This window comes from Glutamicibacter sp. NPDC055354 (genome assembly GCF_053644955.1).
On record NZ_JBSHMB010000001.1, the window covers coordinates 919,220 to 943,985 of the forward strand.

At 60.4% G+C, this 24,766-nt stretch carries 27 protein-coding genes, 7 tRNA genes and 1 riboswitch; of the genes, 19 read left to right on the forward strand and 15 right to left on the reverse strand.

Features of this window, described 5'->3' with window-relative positions; genetic code table 11:
- Positions 1 to 55: 55 nt before the first annotated feature.
- The gene (locus ACWICV_RS04230; RefSeq protein ID WP_402470929.1) at positions 56 to 697 is read left to right on the forward strand and encodes a DUF6318 family protein; all 642 of its coding nucleotides are present in this window, start codon (positions 56 to 58) and stop codon (positions 695 to 697) included.
- A gap of 110 nt (positions 698 to 807) precedes the next feature.
- On the forward strand, positions 808 to 1,608 hold the full coding sequence (locus tag ACWICV_RS04235; protein ID WP_402470926.1) for a hypothetical protein: 801 nt from the start codon (positions 808 to 810) through the stop codon (positions 1,606 to 1,608).
- Positions 1,609 to 1,662: 54 nt separating this feature from the next.
- On the opposite strand, the gene hisF is transcribed toward ACWICV_RS04235, so the two are convergent.
- The 13 genes from hisF to ACWICV_RS04300 all read right to left on the reverse strand — a co-directional run bounded on the left by hisF (position 1,663) and on the right by ACWICV_RS04300 (position 12,913).
- Entirely contained in the window at positions 1,663 to 2,433 is a 771-nt protein-coding gene (gene hisF, locus ACWICV_RS04240; protein WP_105656715.1) for an imidazole glycerol phosphate synthase subunit HisF, read from the reverse strand.
- Between the two features lie 21 nt (positions 2,434 to 2,454).
- Complete coding sequence (gene hisG / locus ACWICV_RS04245) at positions 2,455 to 3,303, reverse strand: ATP phosphoribosyltransferase (RefSeq protein WP_105656716.1); 849 nt, start codon at positions 3,301 to 3,303, stop codon at positions 2,455 to 2,457.
- Between the two features lie 142 nt (positions 3,304 to 3,445).
- Entirely contained in the window at positions 3,446 to 3,709 is a 264-nt protein-coding gene (locus tag ACWICV_RS04250; protein WP_038991810.1) for a phosphoribosyl-ATP diphosphatase, read from the reverse strand.
- A 72-nt stretch (positions 3,710 to 3,781) separates the two neighbouring features.
- A complete protein-coding gene (ribH, locus tag ACWICV_RS04255; protein ID WP_332594955.1) occupies positions 3,782 to 4,273 on the reverse strand; it encodes a 6,7-dimethyl-8-ribityllumazine synthase in 492 nt (163 codons plus the stop codon).
- Between the two features lie 36 nt (positions 4,274 to 4,309).
- Complete coding sequence (gene ribB, locus ACWICV_RS04260) at positions 4,310 to 5,557, reverse strand: 3,4-dihydroxy-2-butanone-4-phosphate synthase (RefSeq protein WP_454090690.1); 1,248 nt, start codon at positions 5,555 to 5,557, stop codon at positions 4,310 to 4,312.
- The gene (locus tag ACWICV_RS04265) at positions 5,557 to 6,180 is read right to left on the reverse strand and encodes a riboflavin synthase (RefSeq protein WP_454090689.1); all 624 of its coding nucleotides are present in this window, start codon (positions 6,178 to 6,180) and stop codon (positions 5,557 to 5,559) included. Before ACWICV_RS04265 ends, ribB begins: the two co-directional genes overlap by 1 nt.
- Before the next feature lie 34 nt (positions 6,181 to 6,214).
- A complete protein-coding gene (ribD, locus tag ACWICV_RS04270; RefSeq protein ID WP_105656720.1) occupies positions 6,215 to 7,255 on the reverse strand; it encodes a bifunctional diaminohydroxyphosphoribosylaminopyrimidine deaminase/5-amino-6-(5-phosphoribosylamino)uracil reductase RibD in 1,041 nt (346 codons plus the stop codon).
- Between the two features lie 15 nt (positions 7,256 to 7,270).
- Positions 7,271 to 7,972 carry a nicotinamide riboside transporter PnuC gene (gene pnuC, locus ACWICV_RS04275; RefSeq protein ID WP_105661574.1) on the reverse strand — a complete coding sequence of 234 codons (702 nt, stop codon included), beginning with the start codon at positions 7,970 to 7,972 and terminating at the stop codon, positions 7,271 to 7,273.
- Between the two features lie 115 nt (positions 7,973 to 8,087).
- Positions 8,088 to 8,225, reverse strand: a riboswitch (FMN riboswitch).
- A gap of 41 nt (positions 8,226 to 8,266) precedes the next feature.
- Complete coding sequence (gene rpe / locus ACWICV_RS04280) at positions 8,267 to 8,929, reverse strand: ribulose-phosphate 3-epimerase (protein ID WP_454090688.1); 663 nt, start codon at positions 8,927 to 8,929, stop codon at positions 8,267 to 8,269.
- A 28-nt stretch (positions 8,930 to 8,957) separates the two neighbouring features.
- On the reverse strand, positions 8,958 to 10,481 hold the full coding sequence (locus ACWICV_RS04285; RefSeq protein WP_434691063.1) for a transcription antitermination factor NusB: 1,524 nt from the start codon (positions 10,479 to 10,481) through the stop codon (positions 8,958 to 8,960).
- Positions 10,478 to 11,410, reverse strand: a complete 933-nt coding sequence (fmt, locus tag ACWICV_RS04290) for a methionyl-tRNA formyltransferase (RefSeq protein WP_454090687.1) — start codon at positions 11,408 to 11,410, stop codon at positions 10,478 to 10,480. The genes ACWICV_RS04285 and fmt overlap by 4 nt, the downstream gene beginning before the upstream one ends.
- A gap of 3 nt (positions 11,411 to 11,413) precedes the next feature.
- On the reverse strand, positions 11,414 to 11,977 hold the full coding sequence (gene def, locus ACWICV_RS04295; RefSeq protein ID WP_133834247.1) for a peptide deformylase: 564 nt from the start codon (positions 11,975 to 11,977) through the stop codon (positions 11,414 to 11,416).
- A 93-nt stretch (positions 11,978 to 12,070) separates the two neighbouring features.
- Complete coding sequence (locus tag ACWICV_RS04300) at positions 12,071 to 12,913, reverse strand: PD-(D/E)XK nuclease family protein (protein ID WP_286172228.1); 843 nt, start codon at positions 12,911 to 12,913, stop codon at positions 12,071 to 12,073.
- A gap of 192 nt (positions 12,914 to 13,105) precedes the next feature.
- Between ACWICV_RS04300 and ACWICV_RS04305 the strand changes: the two genes are divergently transcribed.
- The 9 genes from ACWICV_RS04305 to ACWICV_RS04345 all read left to right on the forward strand — a co-directional run bounded on the left by ACWICV_RS04305 (position 13,106) and on the right by ACWICV_RS04345 (position 15,642).
- A tRNA-Gly gene (locus ACWICV_RS04305) sits at positions 13,106 to 13,178 on the forward strand.
- Positions 13,179 to 13,232: 54 nt separating this feature from the next.
- A tRNA-Cys gene (locus tag ACWICV_RS04310) sits at positions 13,233 to 13,303 on the forward strand.
- Between the two features lie 27 nt (positions 13,304 to 13,330).
- Positions 13,331 to 13,402, forward strand: a tRNA-Val gene (locus ACWICV_RS04315).
- A 45-nt stretch (positions 13,403 to 13,447) separates the two neighbouring features.
- A tRNA-Gly gene (locus ACWICV_RS04320) sits at positions 13,448 to 13,520 on the forward strand.
- Between the two features lie 54 nt (positions 13,521 to 13,574).
- Positions 13,575 to 13,646, forward strand: a tRNA-Val gene (locus tag ACWICV_RS04325).
- Positions 13,647 to 13,691: 45 nt separating this feature from the next.
- Positions 13,692 to 13,767, forward strand: a tRNA-Gly gene (locus ACWICV_RS04330).
- 19 nt (positions 13,768 to 13,786) lie between these two features.
- Positions 13,787 to 13,862, forward strand: a tRNA-Gly gene (locus ACWICV_RS04335).
- Between the two features lie 237 nt (positions 13,863 to 14,099).
- A complete protein-coding gene (locus ACWICV_RS04340) occupies positions 14,100 to 14,309 on the forward strand; it encodes an antitoxin (protein ID WP_133834248.1) in 210 nt (69 codons plus the stop codon).
- A 145-nt stretch (positions 14,310 to 14,454) separates the two neighbouring features.
- Positions 14,455 to 15,642 carry a benzoate/H(+) symporter BenE family transporter gene (locus tag ACWICV_RS04345; RefSeq protein ID WP_454090686.1) on the forward strand — a complete coding sequence of 396 codons (1,188 nt, stop codon included), beginning with the start codon at positions 14,455 to 14,457 and terminating at the stop codon, positions 15,640 to 15,642.
- Positions 15,643 to 15,666: 24 nt separating this feature from the next.
- On the opposite strand, the gene zapE is transcribed toward ACWICV_RS04345, so the two are convergent.
- Positions 15,667 to 16,707 (reverse strand): cell division protein ZapE, encoded by a 1,041-nt coding sequence (gene zapE, locus ACWICV_RS04350; protein WP_400288195.1) that lies wholly within the window; start codon positions 16,705 to 16,707, stop codon positions 15,667 to 15,669.
- Between the two features lie 214 nt (positions 16,708 to 16,921).
- Here zapE and ACWICV_RS04355 point away from each other — a divergent pair, with 214 nt between their 5' ends.
- Genes ACWICV_RS04355 through ybaK form a run of 3 tightly spaced genes read left to right on the forward strand, consistent with a single transcriptional unit; the run spans position 16,922 to position 18,834 of the window.
- Positions 16,922 to 17,836, forward strand: coding sequence for a sulfurtransferase (locus tag ACWICV_RS04355; RefSeq protein WP_332594951.1), 915 nt, complete (start codon positions 16,922 to 16,924; stop codon positions 17,834 to 17,836).
- Positions 17,833 to 18,273: a SufE family protein gene (locus tag ACWICV_RS04360; RefSeq protein ID WP_105656729.1), complete on the forward strand. Its 441-nt coding sequence runs from the start codon at positions 17,833 to 17,835 to the stop codon at positions 18,271 to 18,273. The genes ACWICV_RS04355 and ACWICV_RS04360 overlap by 4 nt, the downstream gene beginning before the upstream one ends.
- Before the next feature lie 57 nt (positions 18,274 to 18,330).
- Complete coding sequence (gene ybaK / locus ACWICV_RS04365; protein ID WP_400288198.1) at positions 18,331 to 18,834, forward strand: Cys-tRNA(Pro) deacylase; 504 nt, start codon at positions 18,331 to 18,333, stop codon at positions 18,832 to 18,834.
- Positions 18,835 to 18,919: 85 nt separating this feature from the next.
- Here ybaK and ACWICV_RS04370 read toward each other — a convergent pair whose 3' ends face one another.
- Entirely contained in the window at positions 18,920 to 20,143 is a 1,224-nt protein-coding gene (locus ACWICV_RS04370; protein ID WP_332594949.1) for an alpha/beta hydrolase family protein, read from the reverse strand.
- Between the two features lie 62 nt (positions 20,144 to 20,205).
- On the opposite strand from ACWICV_RS04370, the gene msrB reads away from it, so the two are divergent.
- From msrB to ACWICV_RS04395, 5 genes are all read left to right on the forward strand, one after another.
- Entirely contained in the window at positions 20,206 to 20,649 is a 444-nt protein-coding gene (gene msrB / locus ACWICV_RS04375; protein ID WP_105656732.1) for a peptide-methionine (R)-S-oxide reductase MsrB, read from the forward strand.
- Between the two features lie 149 nt (positions 20,650 to 20,798).
- The gene (locus tag ACWICV_RS04380) at positions 20,799 to 22,184 is read left to right on the forward strand and encodes a DUF6421 family protein (RefSeq protein ID WP_332486054.1); all 1,386 of its coding nucleotides are present in this window, start codon (positions 20,799 to 20,801) and stop codon (positions 22,182 to 22,184) included.
- 22 nt (positions 22,185 to 22,206) lie between these two features.
- The gene (locus ACWICV_RS04385; protein WP_400288201.1) at positions 22,207 to 22,911 is read left to right on the forward strand and encodes an SDR family oxidoreductase; all 705 of its coding nucleotides are present in this window, start codon (positions 22,207 to 22,209) and stop codon (positions 22,909 to 22,911) included.
- A gap of 82 nt (positions 22,912 to 22,993) precedes the next feature.
- Positions 22,994 to 24,055 carry a threonine aldolase family protein gene (locus ACWICV_RS04390; protein WP_402470897.1) on the forward strand — a complete coding sequence of 354 codons (1,062 nt, stop codon included), beginning with the start codon at positions 22,994 to 22,996 and terminating at the stop codon, positions 24,053 to 24,055.
- A 61-nt stretch (positions 24,056 to 24,116) separates the two neighbouring features.
- Positions 24,117 to 24,755: a DUF3000 domain-containing protein gene (locus tag ACWICV_RS04395; RefSeq protein WP_400288204.1), complete on the forward strand. Its 639-nt coding sequence runs from the start codon at positions 24,117 to 24,119 to the stop codon at positions 24,753 to 24,755.
- Positions 24,756 to 24,766 lie beyond the last annotated feature (11 nt).

The following is a 24,766-nucleotide window of genomic DNA, read 5'->3' on the forward strand; positions in this document are numbered from 1 at the left end:
CACGGGCATAGGATGGCGCACAACCTGGCATTCCCAATGATCATGGAGAGTTCGAATGGACACTCGGAAAATTGCAGTTGTCGCGTCCGTTGCAGCAGTTGCACTCGCACTATCAGGCTGCAACGCAGGGAACGCTAAAGGGCCAAAGAGCTCACCGTCCGCCGCTATCGAGACGTCACCGAATCCGGTTTCGACAGCAGAGAAACCGTCGCCGGCCGAAAACCTCAAGTACAAGCCTGCCTCAGCCGATGGACCCGCAGAAAATGTTCCTGTCCCGGAACGGCCAGCACTTGCGGACGAGTACAGCGTGGACGGAGCAGCCGCCTTCACCAAGTACTACTTTGAATTGCTCAATTACACGATCGAGACGAATGACCCCAAGATAATCAAGAACGTAACTAGTCCTGACTGCACTGTTTGTACAGAATCAATTATTGATTCTGCCACCAGAGCAGAAAAAAGCGGAAAATGGCAAGTTGGTGGAAAACACCATCCGAAAATATTAGATTCCCACATTTCAGGCAAAAATCTCGCTGTGGTTACAGTTCAATACACTGCCGACGCTGCCCAATTTTACCTACTTCCGAATGAAATCGATTCTGAATTCTCAAAGCTTGAGGCCACAGAAGCCGGAATCGGATTGGAATTCGACAAGCAGTGGAAAATTTATACAATCATCGGAGTCGAAGAGAGATGAGGTTCAGGACAGGATTATTGACGAGCCTACTCACAATTTCCGTCGGGGTTTTTCCATACTCTTATACGGTTCTATCCCCCGAGAAGTCTTCCTCGGACCAGGACCGAGTCTTGTTCGATAATAATAAAATCGAAGAAAGACACAAGGAGACAATATACTCTGACCGTATCCCAAAAATTAACATTAGCGACCGGAATGATCGCGAACATAAAAATGAAAATACTCCAAAGGTACTTCCCAAACAGAAGAAATTTAAGTTCCGCGACTTTGACGCTTGCATACCGGGTCGAGAATCAGTGAATATCTGTGACAGTATTCCAGATCAGACGCGCTGTGATGATGGTACTTTTCCGATTACACGCCAGCTTCTAAATGAAAACGGACGTGTCATTAGACAATATCGTTATTGTCTCGGTGATCCCCCGAAAATCACGATCCCCGAGGAACAGGTCATCCCCGAAATCTCAATCGACATTGAACGATTCAGGTCTTATCCAATCAAAGCGTCTTCCATCAACAGTGAGCCGAATGAATTTTCTCTACGCAATGGCCACACGCATCTTTGGGCGACCGCGGAAACTCAAGCGTTCAACTCGGATCTTTCTGGATCCGCTGTTCGAATCAAAGCGATACCGATTCAGTGGAACTGGAACTATGGGGATGGGACGACTCGAAATCTAAGTTTCCCTGGCGAACCGATGCCGCACCATACGCTGAGAGATGAAACCCCCACGAGTCACTCATATGGAGAGACGGGAACTTTCAAGGTCGGGGTGACCACTCTCTACCGCGGAGAATTCAGCGTCGATGGTGGCGCGTGGCAAGCTATACCCGGCCAGGCTGCCGTCGCCAGCGTTCCTATTGAAATTGACGTCTGGCGGACCGAGAAGGAACTGATTGCCAACGATTAGCCGGGTACAGCTAAGGCCCAGCACCATTTGGTGCTGGGCCTTCGGCTTACGTGCCTAGCGAACTGGGTAGCCAGCTTCGCGGATGGCCTGTTTGACCTTGGCGATCATGTCCTTCGGACCGAAGTGGAAAATCGAGGCGGCCAAAACGGCATCGGCACCTGCTTCAATTGCTGGAGGGAAGTCCTCAGGCTTTCCTGCACCACCCGATGCGATCAGCGGGACCGAGACCTCGGCGCGAACTGCACGGATCATTTCCAGATCGAAACCATCCTTGGTGCCATCAGCATCGATCGAGTTCAGCAGGATCTCCCCCACGCCTCGTTCAGCAGCTTCCTTGGCCCAAGCTACGGCGCACATTCCCGTGCCGGTACGACCACCATGAGTAGTAACCTCGTAGCCCGATGCAATCGTCGGGTCATCTGTGCGTCGGGCGTCGAGCGACAGCACGAGTACCTGGGAGCCGAAGCGCTGGGTAATCTCGTTGATGACCTCAGGACGGTTCACCGCCGCGGTATTGATCGAGGCCTTGTCGGCGCCGTTGCGCAGCAGGCGATCGACGTCTTCGGCAGCGCGGACGCCTCCGCCTACGGTCAGCGGGATGAAAACTTCTTCTGCGGTATGGCGAACGACCTCATAAGTAGTTTCACGATCCGCGCTGGATGCGGTGACATCCAAGAAGGTCAACTCGTCGGCACCTGCATCATTGTAGCGACGGGCAAGCTCAACGGGATCGCCAGCATCGCGAAGCCCCGCAAAGTTCACGCCCTTCACAACACGTCCGGCGTCAACGTCGAGGCAAGGAATAACACGAATTGCAACGCTCATCAGCGAATTTTCCTTGTCTACTTAGATGCGGCAGGCGTGGATCTGGCTGACCAAGATGGCGCGGGCGCCAACTTCGTACAGCTCGTCCATGATGTTATTGGTCTGCGACTTCTTGACCATGGCGCGCACGGCCACCCAATCGGAGTTTGCAAGGTCCGACACGGTTGGCGATTCCAGGCCAGGGGTCAGCTCGCAAGCCTGGTCGGCAAGCTCGCGGCGGACGTCGTAGTCGAGCATGACGTACTGGCGCGCAACGAGCACACCGTTCAGGCGGCGGATCAGCACGTCCAAGCCGGATGGCTTGTGGCCGACACGGCCGATCATGACTGCTTCGGAGTTCAGCAGCGGATCGCCGAAGATCTCCATGCCAGCGGCCTTGATGGTATTGCCGGTTTCTACAACGTCAGCGATGGCATCGGCCACGCCCAGCCGGACCGAAGATTCGATGGCACCGTCAAGGCGCACGATCGAAGCCTGGATGCCGGACTTTTCGAGGTAGTGCCGCAGCAGCACGTCATAGCTGGTGGCAATGCGCTTGCCATTGAGCTGCTGTGCATCGTTGAAGGCGCCAACCGGGGCAGCGAAGCGGAAAGCCGATTTCCCGATGCCTAGCGAGAGCTGCTCTTCGACAGCGTCGTCGACATCTGCGTCAAGGTACAGATCGCGACCGGTGATGCCTACGTCCAGGATTCCCCGGCCGACATAGACTGCGATGTCGCGCGGACGCAGGTAGAAGAATTCAACTTGGTTTTCCTCATCGACCAGGACCAGTTCGCGGGAATCGCGGCGCTGGAGGTAGCCGGCTTCCTTGAACATGGTGGAAGCGATTTCGGATAGGGCACCCTTATTGGGTAGGGCTACGCGGAGCATTGTTGACTCATTTCGTCATGAATGGCGCTGCGGCGATTAGCCATAAACAAGCGCCAAGGATTAATTCGTTGGCCGTTGTTTCTGCCGCCGTGCGTTGACTGCGACCTGATCGGCAGTGGATCAGGCCGCAATCGCGCGACGGCTATAGATGCTTGTAAACGTCGGCCAAGGTCATTCCCTTGGCGATCATGAGGACCTGAAGGTGGTACAGCAGCTGGGAGATCTCCTCCGCCGCGGCCTCATCGGTTTCGTACTCCGCAGCCATCCAAACTTCGGCGGCTTCCTCGACGATCTTCTTGCCGATGCCATGGACACCAGAGTCGAGTTCGGTGACGGTACGTGAGCCTTCCGGGCGGGATTGTGCCTTGAGCGATAGTTCGCTGAAGAGCTCGTCAAAAGTTTTCACGGAACTTATCCTAGCTGTTTTCTCTGCAGGGGCTGTATTCAGGTGGCCCTTTGTGACAGGGCCACCCGAATGCTATGGCAGTGCGGCTACCGTCATGACGGCAGCCGAGTAGGCTTCATAGCCTTTGTCCTCGCTGGAGTTTTCCAAGCCAGCGCGGTCAAGGGCCTGCTCTTCGTTATCGCAGGTGAGCACGCCAAAACCGATTGGTGTTTTGGTGTCCACGCTCACATTGGTTAAGCCATTGGTCGCGGCCAAGCAGACGTAGTCAAAGTGCGGGGTACCGCCACGGATGACCACGCCCAGCGCGATGACCGCGTCGTAGTCGCCGGCAAGGGTGGAGGCAGCGACCGGCAATTCGAAGGTGCCCGGGACACGGACCAGGGTGGTGCTCGATTCCAGACCGGCATCCTTGGCGGCGCGCTCGGCGCCGTCAATCAGTCCGTTCATGATCACCTCGTGCCAGCTCGCGGCCACGATGGCCACCTTGAGCTGTGAGAACTTCTCCTGAACGGCCAGGGCCTTCAGCTGTTCGCTGACATCGGCAGGTGCGCCATGCTTGCTCATCTTGATGCTCCTTCTATTCTTCTGGATTCGTGGGGTTCAGGCGCCGTGGTAGACGTCGGCCTGCTGGTCATCGTCGGCATCGGGCAGATCCAGGTGGTGGCCGAAGCGCGTCTGCTTGGTACGCAGGTAGGCCGAGTTCTGCTCACGCGGTGCAATCTGCAGGCCGATCAGCTCTGCTACCTTGATTCCCGCGTCATTCAGCTGTTCCTGCTTGTCCGGGTTGTTGCTCAGCAATCGTATTTCGTCCATGCCCATGGCCTTGAGGATGGCAGCGACGGCGAAGTACTCGCGTGCGTCGGCAGGGAAGCCCAGATGAAGGTTGGCGTCCAGGGTATCCATGCCGCCTTCCTGCAGGGCGTAGGCGCGCAGCTTGTTGGCCAGGCCGATGCCGCGGCCTTCGTGCCCGCGGATGTAGATGACGTGACCGCCTTCGCGGGCGATGGTTTCCATCGAAGCATGCAGCTGTTCGCCGCAGTCGCACCGGTAGGAACCGAAAATGTCCCCGGTGAGGCACTCCGAATGGATGCGCACCAGGTTGCCGGGCTTAGCGCCGTCGGGGCCGGCGTGGCTGAGCACGACGTGCTCGTGGCCTTCTGCGGTAGCAGCGCGGGCGGTGAAGTCCCCGAAGGCGGTGGGCAGCTTGATCGGATCGGTCAGCTCGATCTCGTCGTTGACTCGGCGCCAGCGGGCCAGGTCGTCGATGGAGATCAGCGGCAAGTTGTGTTCAGCTGCGAAGACGCGCAGGTCATCCAGGCGCATCATTTCACCGTCGTCCTTGGTGATTTCGCCGATCACCCCAACCGGTTCCAAGCCGGCGGCCTGGCACAGGTCGACCGCCGCTTCGGTGTGCCCGCGACGTTCCAGCACTCCCCCGGCCGCAGCTCGCAGCGGGAAGATATGGCCCGGGCGGGAGAGCTGGGCCGGTTCGGTGGCCGGGTCGGCCAGCAGTCGGCTGGTCAGCGCACGATCGGCAGCGGAAATACCGGTGGTGATCCCTTCGGCGGCGTCGCAGGTGACGGTGAAGGCAGTGCCCTTGGCATCCTGGTTGATGCCGACCATCGGGGCCAGGCGCAGCGCGTCGGCCCGCTTGGCGCCCAAGGGCACGCAAATCACCCCTGAGGTGTAGCGGATGGTGAAGGCCATCAGCTCGGCCGTAGCGTGCTGGGCGGCGAAGATGATGTCGCCCTCGTTTTCCCGGTCCTCGTCGTCGACGACCACTACGGCTCGGCCGGCGGCCAGGGCTGCCAGCGCGGTAGGGATGGAATCCAAAGTCGAGGTGCCCATTACTGCTGGCCACCGAATTCATTCAGGCGTGCCACGTACTTGGCGAGCACGTCGACCTCGATATTGATCTTCTCGCCCACTTGGCGGGTGCCCATGGTGGTCTCGGCGAGGGTGATCGGGATGATGCCGACCTCGACCCAGTGCCCACCGGAATTCGTTGCCGGGGAGACTGCGGTAATGGTCAGCGAAATGCCGTCCAGCGCAATGGAACCCTTTTCCGCGGTCAGGGGCGCGTAAGCAGCGTCGATTCCAATGCGGAAGGTGGTCCACTGACCGTGGTCTTCGCGGGCCAGCACCTCGCCGACGGTGTCTACGTGGCCCTGCACCACATGCCCATCGAGCCGGCCGCCGGCGGGGGTGCAGCGTTCGAGGTTGACCTGGTCGCCGGTTTTCAAGGCGCCGATGGTGGTGCGGCGCAGGGTTTCGCCCATGACGTCGACGCTGAGCGTGTCGCCTTCCAGCTCGGTGGCGGTCAGGCAGACCCCGTTGACGGCAAGAGAACCGCCAAGGCCCAGGTTTTCGGTGTGGCCCGGGGCACGCAGGGTCAGTACTGCCAGATCCTTGCCGCTGAAGGTCTCGATGCCTTCTATGACTCCCCGGCCGGTGACAATTCCGGTGAACATGATTACTCCTTGAAAAGTTTGGGGTTGCTGGCGCTTAGGCGCGGGGCAACGGTTCTAGATGCAGGGCAATATCATCGCCCAGCCGGGTCAACGATTCGTTGCTGGCCGAATCCAGCCGGAAACGCTGCGCGTCACTGAGTGTGGTGGTGCTTGGCATGTTGACCGATGAGCTGCCTGCGCCGATCAGCACTGGTGCTTGGTAGCAGTAGATTTCGTCGGCCAGATCTGCTGCGATGAAGGCCGAGGCGACCGTGGCGCCACCTTCAATCAGCAGATGGGCCAGGCCCAACTCGTTAGCCCGGGCGATGGCCTCTTGCACATCGTGGCTGCGGATCTGCGACCAATCGCTTCCCTGGGCGAGTGCCAGATCTGCTGGCAAATCGCGTTCACCCATGACCAGGCGGAAGGGCTGGCGCTCGTGCAGCTGCCCCTCGGGAGTGCGGGCGGTCAGCCGCGGGTTGTCGATGATCGCCGTGTTCGTGCCGACCAGGATGCCATCCACGCGGGAGCGCAGGGTGTGCGCGTGGTTGCGCGAGGCCTCGGAGGTGATCCATTGGCTCGTGCCATCCGGTGCGTTGATCCGGCCGTCGAGCGACTGGGCAATTTTCACCGTGATGAACGGTCGACCTTCAGCCTTGGCGATGAACCAGCGGTGGTTCAGCTGCTTCGCCGCGGAGAAATCCTCCAGCTGGGTGGCTTGGGTTCCGTGGCTGCGCAGGTAGTCGGCACCTCCGCTGGCGGCGGTGTTATCCGAGACTGCGTAGTACACCTGCCCGATGCCGGCTTCCACGATGGCTCGGGCACAGGGACCTGTGCGACCGGTGTGGTTGCACGGTTCGAGGGTCACTACCATCGTTAGTTCGCGGGCCTTGGCAGGAGGCATCTTGCCCAGGCGCCGCAGTGCGTCGACCTCGGCGTGCGGATGCCCCGCCCCGATATGAAAACCGGTGGCGATGATATTTCCCTCGGCATCCAGGACGCAGGCGCCGACCAGCGGGTTGGCCCCGCGGTGGCCGCGTCCGGCAGTTTCCAGCGCGGTGCGCAATGCGGCGTCGAGCTGCTGGGTCGTAATCATGGTGCTGCTCCCCTTTCAGCGTTGGCGCGAGATGGTTGGATCGAGCATTTCAGTTTCAATCTGGGGTTTCGCGTCGCGCTTGGACTTGGCCCAGACGAAGAAGCCGACCAGGGTGAATGCCCCGTAGAACAGGTACATGAACGCGCTGGCGTAGTAGCCGGCGGAGAACAGCAGCGGCACGCCTACGGCGTCGACGGCGACCCAGATCAGCCAGAATTCGACCCAGCCCTTGGCCATGCCGTACGTGGCGAGCATCGAGCCAACGAAGGTCCATGCATCAGCCCAGACAGGTTCATAGGAGCCGAGGAGGCGGAAGATCGGTGTCACTGCGAGAGTGCCGAGGATCAGCACGGCGATCAGGCCCAGGCGAGCCTTGTTGGAAGCCCATTCAGGGGTGACGGCGCTACCGGTGCCGTTCTTGGCCTGCTTCCAGCGGTACCAGCCGAAGACCGAGACGGCGATGAACATGATCTGCCGGCCGGCTTGGCCCCAGAGGTTGGCAGTGTATCCGGTATCGAAAATGCTGCCCAGGAACACCGTCAGCAGCAACAGGTTGCCGACGATTCCGATAGGCCAGGCCCAGACTTTGCGGCGCATGCCGCCCACGGCGCTGGCCAGGCCGAAGATATTGCCTACGACTTCGCGCACCAAAAGTGCCGACGAGCCGATCGCAATTTGTGAGTTGAAAGCTTCAATGAGCCACCGCAGGAAATCCATCATTCCACCCTTCTCGAAGCGGCGGCTCCGGGGGTGTGCATTTGATGGGCCTGTGGCTCTGCTTTAGGAGATAGACCCGGTGCGGGCTATCGGCAGTACCAGTAGGCATATCAAATTCGTGCTTCTCCCATCCAGACTTTAACTGTCGGTACCGGAATTTCACCAGTTCAACCGTTCCCTCAGCTTGTGGCTTTGGTTGCGGGTCGCGGACTATCACCGCCGGTTCGGACTTTCACCGACCCCGGAGCACGTATTCGTGTTTACTGAGTTTATTCTGACACACTTTGTGCGCCGCTAGTGACCGCCCAGCGCAAGATTGCGTAATACATCGATTTCCACCGATGGCTCCTGGGCCGAGTACACCGCGGAACCGGCGACGAAGACATCCGCACCGGCTTCGACGGCGCGCAGGATCGTGTCGCGCGAAATGCCGCCGTCAACCTGCAGCGCAATCGGCTTGCCGCTGCCGTCAATGGCAGCCCGGGCACGCTCGATCTTGGGAAGGACCAGATCCAGGAACTTCTGGCCGCCGAAACCTGGTTCCACGGTCATCAGCAGAACCATGTCCAGCTCGCCGAGCATGTCCAGGTAGGGTTCGATCGGCGTGGCCGGGCGCAAGGCCATGGCGGCCCTGGACCCGGCGGAACGCAATTCACGAGCCAAGCGGACAGGAGCTGCCGAAGCCTCGGCGTGGAAAGTTACCGAATCCACGCCGAGCTGCGCGTATTCCGGGGCCCAGCGATCCGCGTTCTCAATCATCAGGTGCACATCGATCGGCAGCTTGCTGACCTTGTGCAGCGCATCAACCACGGGCAAGCCCAGGGTCAGATTGGGAACGAAATGGTTGTCCATGACATCCACGTGGACCGCGTCGGCAGTGTGGATGCGGTCCAGCTCGCTAGCGAGGTTCGCAAAATCGGCGGACAGGATCGACGGGTTGATCCGCGCATTACGCATGGATGCTCCTTGGAATACTCGGTCTTGGCTAGGCTTTTTTGGTCAGGATTGCCATGAACATGGCGTCGGTGCCGTGCACGTGCGGCCACAGCTGCACGGTGCTCCCATCGCCCAGTGCATGGCCTGCCGATGGCGCGTCCTGATACATCACCGAGGAAACCGCGGCGCTGGTATCCAGCAGTGCCGCGTTTTCGTGGTGCTTCAAGAAGTCTTCCACAACCAGGCGGGTTTCGGCCTGATGCGGCGAACAGGTGACGAAGCCGATGACGCCGCCGACGCGGACCGCGTTGAAGGCTGCAGCGAGCAGCTCGCCTTGCAACTTGGTCAGTTCCGGAATGTCGCGCGGGGCTTTGCGCCAACGCGATTCCGGGCGGCGGCGCAATGCGCCCAAGCCGGAGCAAGGTGCATCGACCATGATGCGGTCGTAGTCCCCTGCATAGTCCAGACCGCCGAAGCTGCGCCCGTCGTCACCGGTGACCATCCAGTAGTCATGCGGCACCGCAGCCAACGAGTTCTCGACCAGGCGAGCGCGGTGCGGTGTTGGCTCGTTGGCAGTCAGGCGGGCGTCGCGCTGCACGGCGATCGCTGCGAGCAGCGCCGCCTTTCCGCCTGGACCTGCGCAAAGATCCAGCCAGTAGCGGTCCTCGCCGGCTTCGGGCAATTCGATAGTAGCCAGGGCGCGGGCCATGACCTGGCTGCCGGCATCCTGGACACGCACGGTGCCTTCCTTGACCCCTGGCACACGCGAGACGTCGCCGTGCTTGTAGGTGGCCGAATCAGCCAGCAAGGTGCCCGGTTCCGCCCCGGATTCCAGGGCGCCGGACAGATCGCCCAGCCCTGGCAGGGACACCAGGTTCACCAACGGCGCCAGGTTATCCGCCTCCAGCAGGGCTTCAAGTTCGCTGGCGTCGCGGCCATGGGAAATCAGCGCGCCGCGCAAGGCACGGACAATCCAATCCGGGTGCGAGTGCTCGATGGCCAGCCGCTCGGACTCCGAAGCGGCAGCATTGCCCAGCAGTTCGGTCCATTCGTCGGCTTCCTTGGCCGAAACGCGCCGCAGTACGGCGTTGATCAGGCCGGACGGGCCGGCACCGATCTGCGCACGAGCCAGCGACACGGTTTCATCCAGGGCGGCATGCTTGGGCACACGCATGGCCAGCAGCTGGTGGGCGCCCAGGCGCAGCGCATCGAGGATGGCCGGATCCAGCTCGGCCAGCGGACGGTCAACCAGGGTGGTCAGGATCGCGTCGTAGAACCCCTGGCCGCGCAGTGCCCCGTAGGCCAGTTCGGTGGCGAAGCCCGCGTCACGGCGGTCAAGCTGGTATTCGCGGATCATCTTCGGCAGCACCAGGTTGGCGTAGGCATCCGCGCCGGATACCTCACGCAGGGTCTTGAAAGCTACCAGGCGTGCCGGGTCGGCCGCGCGCTTTCGCTGGCCGGGTGCGGATGCCGAGTACTTGCGCGGGCCGGCCTGGCCGCGGTTGCGGGTACGGCCCTGCTCATTGCGGCGTTCATTGTCGCGGTATCCGCCGCGTGGTTCCTGTCCGCTCATGCGAAGCTCACTTTCGTTCCCTGGGTGAGCACTCCACGTGCCCAGTCGCTGGCGTTCATCATTTTCTTGCCCGGAGGCTGGATTTCGGTGGGCTGCAGTGCCCAGGTGGCGGTGCCGATGTATACTTTCGGCTGCTTGCCTGGCTCGATGCGCACTTCGCCTGGCGCAAGGTCGGCGATCTCGCGGTGCTCACGCAGTGGACCGAATTTGAAGCGCTTGTCTTCGGCCTTGACCCAGGCGCCCGGGGACGGGGTGGTTCCGTGGGCGCGCCGACGGATTTCCGTGGCGGTCCGGGTGAAGTCCAGCTCCGCATCCACGTCGGTAATCTTCGGTGCGTAGGTGTGCGATCCGGACTGCGGAATGGCAATGGCCTGCCCGCAATCCAGAGCTTGCAAGGTCTGCACCAGCAGGTTCGAGCCGGACCGGCTGAGCCGTTCGAGCATGATGCCTGCGGTGTCCAGTTCACCAATTCTCTCGGTGACCTGTCCGAATACCGGACCTGAGTCCAGTCCGGTTTCCAGCTGGAAGGTGACTGCACCGGTGATGTCATCGCCGTTGATAATGGAATGCTGCACCGGAGCGGCACCCCGCCAGTGCGGTAGCAAGGAGAAGTGCAGGTTGATCCAGCCATAGGTTGGAACTGCCAATGCCGCCTCCGGCACTAGCCCTCCATAGGCGACGATGGCCGCGGCTTCAAGATCCAAGGCCGCAAGTTCGGCGGTAGTTTCTTCGGTGATCTTGGCAGCCTTGATGATCGGCAGGCCAAGCTCTGCGGCGCGAGCGGCAACCGGCGATGGGGTCAGCACGCGTTTGCGTCCCAACGGGGCATCGGGACGGGTGAGCACTGCGGCAATTTCAAAACCGGCCTCGTGCAGGTAATCCAGGGAAGTGACGGCGACCTGTGGTGTGCCGGCGAATAAAATACGCATGAGTTAGAACCCCAATCCTGCGCCAAAGCTGGAGCCCAGGGCTCCGGAACGTTTCTTTACGGTGGCGTTAGCGGTCTGCGAGTAGTTGTTGGCCCGCAAGGTGCGCCACGCCGCTTTCTTTTCTTCTGGTGCCAGCCGGTCCAGGAACAAGATGCCGTCCAGGTGATCGGTTTCGTGCTGGAAGCAGCGGGCGAGCATGTCGGCGCCTTCGAGTTCTACCGGGTTGCCGAACTTATCGAAGCCGGTGGCCCTGACATAGCGCCGGCGCCGAACTGGTGCTGCAATGCCCGGGATGGACAGGCAGCCCTCCACCTGGTCTTCCTGGTAATCCTCGCTGAGCTCCAGCACCGGATTCACGATATGTCCGCGTTTTTCGCCAATTTGGTAGGTGAAGACACGCAGGGAAACACCGACCTGCGGTGCGGCAAGTCCTGCACCGGTGACGTTTTCCATCGTCTGATCCATGTCTTCGACGAGCTTCTGGAGCTCCGGGCCAAAGTCGGTCACCTCCTGCGCTGGGGTGCGTAGAACGGGGTCTCCGATGATCCGAATTCCCAAAATCGCCATAATCCGCTGGTACCTTCCCTGCCGTGGACATTGGTATTAGGTTTCGCAATGCCGAAAGCTAACCGTTCCAGTCTACGCGGTGGGCGTGCGACTTTATTGAGCTGGCGGCGTGATTTCGGCCAGTGAGGCACGCGACTGCGCGATCCTGAATGAGGCTTCCCAATTCCGGCGCAAGGCATAGAACTTGGACCAGTAGTCGGGCAAAGCTGGAGGTGGGGCCATGAAGGTGCGTGCCCCGGTCTCGCCCAGGGCTACGGCGAGCAGCATGGCATCGGTCCCGTGCTCCCACCCTTTCCACGTGCCTTGTTCGGCATCGACTACTTGCTCTTCGGCTTTGCATGCGGCCGCGAGCTGCATGATCACCTTGTCGTCAGGACGCTTGACGAAGCCGTCGCGGTCGGTGTTTTTGGTCTTGTAGTCAACGAGACAGGTTCGACCGCCAATCTTGGCGACCAGGTCGATGGTGCCGGCGTAGCCGACGCTGTGATTCCAAACCGTCACCTCGGCGGCAATGGGCTGGACGTTGTAGTCTTCCCACCATTGGTCAAAGTGGCGTGCGAAGCCCAACTCCTTATTCGCTTCGAGCGCGGCTTGAGCTGCGCCCAGGTCATGTTCCAGATCCAGCGCTTGCAGGGCGCGCTGCTCCGCGTAGTTATGCACCCGGTCCCCGCGCATGGCCGCGGAATCCCGATAAGCTTCGGCCGCACCGGCTGCATCTCGCACGAGTGAGCGCAATTGGCGCGGGTCCCCCACCGCTTGCACCAGCCGATGATCATCGGAAAGCGACTTGGCCGCCATGTACCCGGCCCAGCCGGAGAGGTCGAGCTTGTCCATGCCGATGACTGTGGTGATGGATGGGACAATCGCTTCCCCGCCGACTTTTCGGCTGTACATGCGGCCCAGGTCTGTTTGAATAGCCAGTTTTGGTGACGTCATGCACACGATCATGGCATGCACTCGGATTGCTTCGCTCCTAGTCGAGACGGAAAAATCAATTTTCCGCGTAGTTCCGCGGTTTTTAGGCCATGTGAACCAGATCTCAGCGTTTCGATTTGTGGGGATGCGAAAACTCGTATAGAGTTTTTACTCGTTGGAGCGAACGGAAACGTTCAGAAAACAACACATTTTGCGGACATAGCTCAGCTGGTAGAGCGCAACCTTGCCAAGGTTGAGGTCGCGAGTTCGAACCTCGTTGTCCGCTCGCAAAAAGATTCACCGACTAGGTAAAACTAGTCACTCTGACTTCGGTCAGTATGGTGGGGTGGCCGAGAGGCGAGGCAGCGGCCTGCAAAGCCGTATACGCGGGTTCGAATCCCGTCCCCACCTCGCAATGAAGATTGCTTGATCTTTTTTGCGCGATTGGCGCAGCGGTAGCGCGCTTCCCTGACACGGAAGAGGTCACTGGTTCGATCCCAGTATCGCGCACGGAATCATGGTTCACCAGACCATGGATCTAATAACTAAATATATGCGGTCATAGCTCAGCTGGTAGAGCGCAACCTTGCCAAGGTTGAGGTCGCGAGTTCGAACCTCGTTGACCGCTCTGTGAATTCATAAGGCAATTTTGAATTCTGTCGAGATTCCTTGCGAATCTTCGGCGCGATTGGCGCAGCGGTAGCGCGCTTCCCTGACACGGAAGAGGTCACTGGTTCGATCCCAGTATCGCGCACGGAATCATGGTTCTCCAGACCATGGATCTACTAATTAAATATATGCGGTCATAGCTCAGCTGGTAGAGCGCAACCTTGCCAAGGTTGAGGTCGCGAGTTCGAACCTCGTTGACCGCTCCAAATAATTGAATATAGTTTTGCGGTCATAGCTCAGCTGGTAGAGCGCAACCTTGCCAAGGTTGAGGTCGCGAGTTCGAACCTCGTTGACCGCTCCAAATAAAGATGGGAATCACTTTTCGTGATTCCCATCTTTGCTTTAACCATCGTTCCAGGCGGCCACCACTTCCCTGACTAGTAAATAGCTAACCTGTGTGCAATCTGACAGCCACCAGCAAAACACCTAGGCAACTGGGGAAATGTCCCTAATGCACTTCCATGCGTTGGCCTGAGCCTTTAGGGTGGGTGGTAGTTGTGGAGCTACAGGGGTTCCCACAGACGAATGGAGGTGCAGCATGGCAGGATTTGATGATCTGCGTGGCAAGGCAGAGGAATTCGCCAAGGAGAACCCGGAGCAGGTATCCCAGGGTATCGAACAGGCTGGTGATTTTGTCGATGACAAGACCGGCGGCAAGTTCGCCGAGCAGGTAGACGGTGTCCAGCAGGGCGCTGGCGACTACCTCAATGGCCTTGGCGGAGGCGAAGGCGAGAATAACGAGGCCTAATTCCTCGACGCACTCCCCTCGGCTTGCCCGAGCATCCTGGGAAGGTACCGACCGAGGTCGGTGCCTTCCCTGCTTTAACGTCATATCAGGGGAATTAATTCATGCCGATTTTCGGCCAACCGGCGCCACCCTGTAGAAAAAGAGTATGACTCGTCACACGCCCCCAGGTGGAGCTGGCCTTTTCCATTCCGTGCTTGCGGGATTGATCACCACCATGGTGGGGTTTGTAGCATCCTTCGCTGTCGTACTGGCCGGATTATTCCAGGTCGGAGCTTCGAGCGAACAGGCGGCCTCAGGCTTATTCGTCCTGTCCCTCTGCGTAGGCCTGAGCACCATTGCGCTTTCGCTGCGATACCGCCAGCCGATCAGCATTGCATGGTCCACTCCCGGTGCAGCGATGCTCGCCTCACTGGCTCCCGGAGTGTTCGGGTTCAATCAGGCAGTGGGGGCATTCATCGTCAGCGGCGCGCTGATCATGTTGACCGGTCTGGTACCGTCCTTGCACCGGCTGCTCACTCGTATTCCGGTCCCAATTGCCCAAGGCATGCTCGCCGGTGTCTTGATTCCGCTGTGCCTGAAACCATTTACAGCCGTGGCCAGCATCCCGTTGCCCGCGTTGGGTATCCTCCTGGTGTTCTTCATCGGGCTCAGGATCCTTCCGAAATTCGCTGTAGCGCTGAGCATGCTGGCGGCGGTGGGTTTCGGCCTATGGCATATTGGCCGCACCGCGACGTGGGATTCGCTCGAAGTTCTTCCGCAGCTGCAATGGGTCAGTCCTGAATTCTCCTGGCAGGCCATTGCCAGCATCAGCGTTCCGTTGTTCGTGGTGACGATGGCATCGCAGAATATTCCGGGCGTGGCCGTGCTCAGCTCCTTCGGGTACACAGCGCCGTGGCGCCCCACCATGCTGGCGACCGGAGTGGGGTCGGCTAGCGGCGCGTTCTTCGGCGGGCATGCCATCAATCTGGCGGCAATCACCGCGGCGCTGGCTGCCGGAGAGCAGGCCGGCCCGGACCCCCGGCTGCGCTGGCGGGCGGCGGCGAGTTCAGGCGTCTTCTACTTGGTCTTCGGTGCCTTGAGCGCGCTGATCGTATCGGTGGCCAGCGCCTCGCCCGAGGGGCTGTTCCAGGCGGCGGCGGGCTTGGCCTTGCTGGCAACACTCGCCAATGCGCTGCTCGGAGCGATGGCCGATTCCTCCTGGCGGTTGAGCGCATTGACCACGGTCCTGGTCGCTGCCGGCAATCTCACGCTCTTCGGGATCGGTGGTGCCTTCTGGGCCTTGGTGGCAGGGCTCTTAACGCACTTCATCGTCGAGCGCAGGGCTCGACGATGAAGTGGCGGGACAGGTGTTTCCGGCTTAGAGGGCTGGTTCTCCAACTTGGCCTTCACGAGCCAAAGCGGTCAGGCGCGAGACGGCACGGAAGTACTTTTTCTGGTAGCCGCCGGACATCATTTCCGGGGTGAACAGTTCGCTGAATGGCTTGCCTGAGGCAACGATTGGCACGTCCTTGTCGTACAGGCGGTCCGCAAGAACCACGAAACGCAGGGCGATGGCCTGATCGGTGATGGTATCCACGTTGTGCAGAACCAGCACATCAGTCTCGGAAAGCAACTGGCGGTAACGCGACGGGTGAACCTTCGAAAGGTGAGCCACCAGATCCTCGAAGTTGTCATCGGCCAAGGTCTTGTCCGGGTAGCGATCCAGGGCGAATGCCTTGATGCTCGCATCGTCCAAGGGCTCGGGGGCATCGGGCAGGCCACGGTGGCGGAAGTCTTCGCCTTCGACGCGGTGCACGTCGAACTGCTCTGACAGGGTCTTGATTTCACGCTGGAAATCCACTGCCGCGAAGCGCCCCTCGCCCAGCGCACCAGGCAGGGTGTTGGAGGTTGCCGCCAGCTTCACGCCAGCATCGGACAGCTCGCGCATCAACCGGGACATCAGCACGGTGTCCCCCGGATCATCCAGTTCGAACTCGTCGATGCAGACCAGCGAGTATTGGCTGAGCACTTCAACGGTCTGGCGGAAAGACAGCGCGCCAACCAGGTTGGTATACTCAACGAAGGTGCCGAAGGCCTTGCGGCCCGGGGCTGCATGCCACAGGGAGGCGAGCAGGTGGGTCTTGCCTACGCCGAAGCCGCCATCGAGGTAGATGCCGTTCTTGGTTTCCTTCTTCTTGCCGAAAAGCTTGGAGAAGAACGAACCGGAGTTGTTCTTGCCCACGGTTTCTGCGAAAGCCTTGAGCTTATTGACGGCTTCGGTCTGCGAAGGCTGGTTAGGATCCGGGCGATAGGTATTGAAGGACACTTCACCAAAGCGGTAGGACGGGTGGAATCCGGCCAGCAGTTCTTCGATTGAAAGATTCGGCTTGGTCTCGCTCAGGTGGGTGATCGTCGCCATTGGCTGTGGGAGTCCTTCAGTTGATTGCTCAGGAAATGGTCGGGAAGCCGTGGCTTTCCCATCGGCCAGTTTACCTTGAACGCGGCGAATCATTGCCGAAAATGTCGTAGAGCACACTGGGTTCGCAATGGATGAGGACTAGGCTAGAAGTAATGCCCGTGCCCGCTGTTTCCAGCGTGGCAAAAACTGACACCCGCAAGGATCGTGATTAGGAATGTCGTTGCCCGTCGAGTCCAACGAGAAATATGCAGCCTACGCTCACCCAGAACGACTGGTTTCCACCCAGTGGGTGGCAGACAACCTCGGAGCCGAGAATCTCGTAGTACTGGAATCGGATGAGGACATCTTGCTGTATTCCACTGGCCACGTGCCAGGCGCACTGAAGATTGACTGGCACACGGAGCTGAACGACGAAGTCACGCGCGACTACGTTGACGGCGAAGGCTTCGCACAGCTGATGGCCGCCAAGGGCATCACCCGCGAGTCGACCGTGGTCATCTACGGCGACAAGTCCAACTGGTGGGCCGCCTACGCGCTGTGGGTCTTCACACTTTTCGGCCACGAAGATGTACGCCTGATGGACGGCGGCCGCGACAAGTGGATCGCTGAAGGCCGCGAGCTGAGCACCGAGAAGCCGGCCGTGACCGCCACCGAATACCCTGTGATCGAGCGCGTCGACTCCGAGATCCGCGCTTTCCTTCCGGAGGTCCTGAAGCACCTGGGCAACCCGCTGATCGACGTGCGTTCGGCCGAGGAATACACCGGCGAACGTACCCACATGCCGAATTATCCGGAAGAAGGCGCTCTGCGCGGCGGGCACATCCCAACCGCCGCATCGGTGCCATGGGCCAAGGCTGCGGCCGAGGACGGCACCTTCCGCTCGCGCGGAGAATTGGAAGCCATCTACCTCGACGGCGCCGGCCTGAAGCCGGGCGACGATGTGGTGGCCTACTGCCGCATCGGTGAACGTTCGAGCCACACCTGGTTCGTGCTCAAGCACCTGCTGGGCTTCGAAACCGTGCGCAACTACGACGGTTCATGGACCGAATGGGGCAACGCGGTCGGCGTGCCCATCGTTCGCGGCGAAGCCGCCGGCGAGATGCCTGCACAGCGCGGAGCCCGCGCATGAGCCAGCTCCCCGATGCACTGAACGAAATCGTCGAGGAGTTCACCGAGGTGCCCGAGGCCGACCGCCTGGAACTGCTGCTGGAGTACTCGCGCGAGCTGCCCGAGCTTCCAGCACGCCTGGCTGATCATCCTGAACTATTCGAGCAGGTTGTCGAATGCCAGTCGCCGCTGTTCTTGGCCGTCGAGGTCTCGGCCGAAGCGAATAACCCGGTGGGACTGTTCTTCTCCGCTCCCCCGGAGGCTCCAACCACCCGCGGCTTCGCCTCGGTGCTGGCTGCCGGCCTGGACGGCGCGGAGGCCGCAGCGATTCTCGCCGTTCCCGATGACATGCCCCAGCAGCTGGGTCTGACCCGTGCGCTGTCGCCGTTGCGCATGCGCGGCATGACCGCCATGCTCGGCCGCATTAAGCGCCAGATCTCAGAGCAGCTGCCTGCGTAGGTTTTGCCTCGAACGCAGCTAGAAGCCAATAAGCAGTAGTTAAGGATCCCCAAGCACGTGGGCAAGAAGAAACAGGCCGCCTCCACCCCGGCGACCGCCGCACTGGATGCGGCAGGTATCAGCTATGTAGCGCACAGCTATGCGCATAGCGACTTGGCCGAAAGCTACGGCGCCGAAGCAGCCGAGCAATTGGGTGCCAGTGGCGACCGGGTCTTCAAGACCCTGATGGTCTCCACCGGAGCCAACGCCACCCAGGATCTGGCCGTCGCAGTGGTGCCAGTGAATGCGAAGCTGGATCTGAAGGCGATTGGCACCGCGTTGGGCAAGAAGAAGGCGCAGATGGCTGACAAGGCTGCCGCCCAGCGACGCAGCGGCTATGTCCTGGGCGGGATTTCCCCGTTCGGGCAGCGCCAGAAAACCGCTACCGTCATTGACTCCAGTGCGCAGCAGTTCGAGACGGTATTCATTTCTGGCGGGCGCCGCGGTTTCAGCCTGGAGATCGCTCCGCGAGATGCCGCAAAGGCGACCGGAGCCATTTGGGCGCCGATCGCCTCCGGCTAGACAGCGATTGGCCAAAAAAGGGCCCTGCCTGCGGGATCGAGATCTGTTGATCGTTCTCGCGGGCAGGGCCCTTTGCCGCCTTGGACTACTGGACTTGAAGCAGCGACATGCGCTTGCTCAAGAAGTCGGTGATCGCCCGGGCAAAACCCTGTGGATCCACATTCGGCTCACGCGTGTGCCCTGCCTTGGCAAAGGTCTTGAGCGTGACCAAATCCGGGCGCAGCGCCGCCAGTTTCAAGCTCGGGCCATTAGGGACGAACTCGTCATCACGGCTGTGCATTATCAGCGTCGGGAATTTCAATTCGTCCGCGCGGTCCACCCAATTCAACCGGCGCAGATTGACCGGGGCCGCTTGGCCGGTGACCCAGCGCCCTGCCTTATTGGACAGCAGCCACTGGCCAAACAGGCCCACCGATTGCGGGATCTTATTGGCCCGGGCCTGGTGCGAAAGCACATCTACCCAATTGATTACCGGGCCGACCAGCATGAGCGAGTCAATATGGTGGGCCAGCTTGCTCCGATCGGCGGCCTGCAGGCTGATGGCACCTCCCATGGACCAGCCCAGCAAGATGATCTGCTTCGCTCCGCGGTCCAGTGCGAATTGGATACCCGATTCCACGTCATGCCATTCGGTATCGCCCAGACCGTAGCGGCCATCCGGGGCGCTCGGAGCCAAACCGTCATTGCGGTAGCTCATCAGCAAGGTCGTAACCCCGAGTTCGCTCAAGGCAGGCAGCGCCCGAATGGTCTCATTACGTCGGGCGCCTCGGCCGTGCACGCCAATCACCCAGACATCTTCGTTCGTGGAGCCACGCACCAGCCAGGCTGGACCGTCGCCGCCATCCAGGGGCACGACTACGTCTTCTGCGTCAAAGCCCAGGTCCGCGGGGTGCTCGTAAATTGCCCCGGATAGGTTGCCGCGGCGTACTCCCTGGAGGGTGCCGTGATAGATCTTCTCGATTTTGCGCGCAACCAGGCGGGATTTGCCCGGAACGGCTTCCGGCGCGGAAAGCCGCAGCGCGCAGGAGTCGAATTCGGTGAGGAAGCTGCACGGACCAGGTTCGCTGGTATCGGCGTCCTTGTTGAAATGCAACCAGAGTTTGCCCTCGGCATCGGTGACGACCTCCCGGATGATGCTGTTGCCGGTGCGGCGTTCTTCCGGGGTCACTACACGTCGGGCGAAGTAACCGGCGAGCGCTGATACGCTGGCGGCCACCAGGGAACCAGCGCCCAGTCCCAGCCCAACCCCAATCAGGGTTGCAGGCACTGCGCTGCGGGGTTGCATGGTATCTACGATGTTCCGAGCCATGTTTTCATCTTTCCATGACCTGGCCCGGGAATCATCTAGCCTGCTCAAGCGTTTTACATTGCATGAATGATGAATCGGTAAACCAATCAGCACAGCCAGCAGACGAAGCAACCGCGCGCAGCGATGTGCAGTGGCAGCAGATCCTCTCTTCCGAGGAATTCCGCGTATTGCGCCAAGCAGGGACCGAGCGTCCATTTACCGGCGAATACTGGGATACCACTACCGAGGGCGTGTACTCCTGCCGAGCCTGCGGTTCGGAACTGTTCGCCAGCACTACGAAGTTCGATGCCGGTTGCGGCTGGCCTTCCTTCTTCGCGCCGTTGGCCGAAGATCGGGTGCGCTATATCAGCGACGAGTCCATGGGCATGAAGCGTGTTGAGGTGCGTTGCGCCAATTGCGATTCGCATATGGGCCACGTTTTCGAGGGTGAAGGTTTCCAAACCCCAACCGATCTGCGTTACTGCATGAACTCTTTGAGCTTGACCCTGCGTCCTGCTCAGGGCTAATGCCTTTGTCGGTGGCAAGGCCTGGATCACATTTAGAGCAAGAGTTGCTTATTCACTGACGACTTAGCATCACCTTTTCTGTTGTTTGAGCGTAGCGTTCAAGGTAAGCACTTGAGCGCTGCCCCAAACATGAAAAGAAGGTGTATGAAATGACTCAGATTTCCTCCAAGCCAGTACCGGCCACCGACGCAGAAGTACTGCAGATCGCAAACTCGGAAGCTTGGCTGACGCTGAAGTCTGCCGCCACCGAGTTCCAGGGCCTCCAGGCACAGGACGGTTCCTTGGCCGACAGCGCATCTGCACCACAGGCTGCCAAGCTCGTTGATTCCATCATCGAGTCGGTGCAGTCCTTGCGCGTGCACTTCGAGCACGACGCAGAGTACCTCGAACAGCTGGTCACGGACCTGCGCCAGTGGGCAGATGCAGGCTTCGGCGTTCCCGACTTCCTCGATTCGCTGATGCAGTTCCAGCCCCAGGCCCAGCGCATTGACGGCCTGCTGCATCTGGTGCTTTTCCCGATGTACACCCAGAACGGTTCAACCAACCGCCACCTCGAAGCCGTGCTGGTGCAGGTCATGTGGCCTGAGTTCATTGCCGACCTGGAGAGCAAGGACTACGCCAACGCCCTGTTCGTGCCGCTGCGCTTCATCGACTTCACCGAAGGCTACAACACCAATTCCGCGGTGCTCTTCCCGGAGTCGGTCGCCATTCGGCAGACTCCGTCATTCACTTGGGGCGCGATCTTCCAGGATCGTGAGGCTGTACGCTTCCGCAAGGTCCTGCAGGAAGCTACACGCATCACCAACCTCGAACTGCCCGATGACGCCGCAGAGCTGCTCAAGGACCAGCACCTGACCGAAGAAACCTTCATCATGTGGGACCTGATTCACGACCGCACCCACATGCGTGGCGATCTGCCATTCGACCCGTTCATGATCAAGCAGCGCATGCCGTTCTTCCTTTACTCGCTCGAAGAACTGCGTTGCGATTTGACCGCGTTCCGCGAATGCATGAAGATCGCCGCCAACCCGGCTTCGGATCAGAAGAGCGCCAAGATGGCCAAGCTGGTGCAATACGCGGTGATCTTCGACCGCATCTTCCGCTTCGCCATCACCGGCTCGCGCGTACGCAACTACGACGGTCTCGGTGGCCAGTTGCTGTTCGCATGGATGCACCAGCACCATGTACTGCACTGGACCGACACCAAGTTGAGCATCGATTGGGATCAGGTACCCGAGGTGGTTGCAGCCTTGGGGGATGCGATCGACGAACTGTATTGGAAGTCCATCGACCGTCCGAAGCTGGCTCACTGGCTTGCTGCCTACGAACTGGTTTCGGCCACCGTCACCCCGAACCCCGCGTCGGTCTGGGCCAAGGGTCCGGATGCCCTGCCGCTGACCGCACCACTACGTGAAATCACCGACCAGGTCATGGACGATGAATTCCCGCTGTCGATGTTCTACGAAGCTCTGAATAAGAAAATGGCCACCGTCATCGAATCGACCAAGGGCATGACCGGGGCAACGAAAATCTAGCCTTTCCTCTAGGCTAGAAAATGTGAGCAAAGAAAGAATCTCCTTGAACGAGACATCCAGACTAGTGCTCCTTGCCGGTGCTACTTCCGCCTCCGGCATTGCCAGCGCCACCGCGCTGGTTGATGCCGGAGCGCGTGTGCTTGCAGTGGGAAGCAACCAAGAGCGCCTCGACGAACGCCTCCCGTTCGTTCATGCCCGCTATGAATGCGATCTGGGCGACTTCGCAGCGGTCAAGCAATTGGCGCTGCGGATTCATGAAGAGCACGGCAGCATCGATGCGCTGATCCACCTGGTAGGTGGCTGGCGTGGCGGTAAGTCGATCACCGGCCAAACCGACGAGGACTGGGATTTCTTGCACAGCAGCGTGCTGACCACCCTGCGCAACACCTCCCGCGCCTTCGTCGATGATCTGGTCGCCTCCCCCGCAGGCCGCTTGGCGATAGTCAGTTCCGAGGCAGTGCTGAATCCGACCCCGTCCAATGCCAACTACGGTGCGGTCAAGGCCGCAGCGGAACACTGGGTCAATGCCATCGCCCGCCTGTTCGCCAAGCAGGCAGAAAATGCCGCCGCGGTGAGTTGGGTCGTCAAGGCATTGAGCGACAAGTCTCCCGAAGAAACGCCTTCCGGGCAGACCCCGGTGCAGTTTCTTGCCCAGGCCGCAGTGGCTTTGCTTGGCCAGGATGCCCGCGAGCTCAACGGCACCCGGGTTGCATTGCCCAAGGCCTGATTACTGGCCGGTGCACACCTCTGGGCGCTGCACTGGCATAGCTTTCGACTTCACCCCTTGAACTACTAAGGACCTCCACAGCATGACTTTTACCCACGACGCTTCGATTCGCGGATTCGCTTCGGATAATTATTCTGGCGTGCACCCGCGCATCATGGATGCGATTGCCCGCGCCAACGGCGGCCACCAGATCTCCTACGGTGAGGACCAGTACACCGAGGAACTAGGCAACGTCGCCCGCAATGCCTTTGGCCCGGAAGCCCAGATCTTCCCGGTTTTCAACGGCACCGGCGCCAACGTCATCGCCTTGCAGTCCTTGCTTCCACGCTGGGGCGCTGTCATCTGCGCATCTTCTGCACATATCAACGTGGATGAGAACGGTGCGCCGGAGCGCATCGGCGGCTTCAAGCTGCTGCAGGTTGACACTCCCGACGGCAAACTGACTCCAGAGCTGATCGACCAGGAAGCATGGGGCTGGGGCGACGAGCACCGCGCGCAGCCGCTGGCCGTGTCGATCACCCAGGCCACCGAGCTGGGCACCCTGTACACCCCTGGGGAAATCAAGGCCATCACCGACCACGCGCACAAGCTGGGCATGAAAGTGCATCTGGATGGCTCGCGCCTGTCCAACGCCGCGGCCTCCCTGGGCGTGCCGTTGCGCGCGCTGACCACTGACGTCGGCGTGGACATTGTTTCCCTCGGCGGCACCAAGAACGGCATCCTGCTCGGTGAGGGCATTCTGACTCTGCGCAGCGAACTGGCCCAGGACCTGAAGTACCTGCGCAAGATGAACATGCAGCTGGGTTCGAAACTGCGCTTCATCTCCGCACAGCTGATCGAGCTTTACGGCACCGATCTGTGGCGCGAATTGGCAAGCCACTCCAACGCCATGGCCGCCAAGCTCTCGCAGGCAGTTGAGGAAATTGACGGAGTCCAGCTGGTCTACCCGACTCAGGCCAACGGCGTCTTCGCCCAGCTGCCTACCGAGGTCAGCGACCAGCTGCGCGAGCACTTCCGCTTCTACGACTGGGATCGCGCGGCCAGCCAAGTGCGCTGGATGTGCTCGTTCGACACCACCGAGGAAGATGTTGCAGCGTTCATTGCCAAGCTGCACGAGCTGCTCGGCGCCTACGCCGCCGCTTAGCATGAACCCGCGGTCGGCGCGCCGTACCCATGCTCGGGTACGGCGCGCTTAGACTCAAATTGTGACCAATGATCGCCCTGCTTCCGCCATTCCGAAGGCCTTTGCCACGGCCCTTGAAGAGTTGTCGCATGCCAAGGTGCGCAAGGAACTGAAATTCACCGAAATTCCGGCCCCTGGCAGGCTGGCGCCGTTCGCGCTGGCACTCAGCGGCGACGTGATGGATGTGGTTGCTCCCGGACACGGCCCCCAGGGCCAGGAGATTGGCCGCACCCCGTTCCTCCAACCAGCCGAGCAGCTGGCCACCGGACGCTTCATCCTCCTCTTCGACCCCGCAGGCCAAGAACTGTGGAATGGCCAATTCCGCATCGTCACCTACATTCGGGCCCGCCTGGATCATGAAATGGGCCAGGATTCCATGCTGGCTTCCGTCGCGTGGTCATGGCTCGAAGAAGCCCTGCGCGATCGCGACGCCGCATACCATTCCGCTGGCGGTACTGCGACCCGGGTAATTTCCGAATCCTTCGGCAATCTCGCCGGGGAACAAGACCATATCGATATTGAGCTGCGTGCTTCCTGGTCCCCGGACTCTGACCATCTGGGAGCGCATCTGAGCGCGTGGGCCGATATGGTTTGCACTTTCGCCGGCCTGCCTCCCCTGCCCGAAGGCGTGCAGCAGCTGCCTCATCGCCGCCTGAGCTAGCGATTATCAAT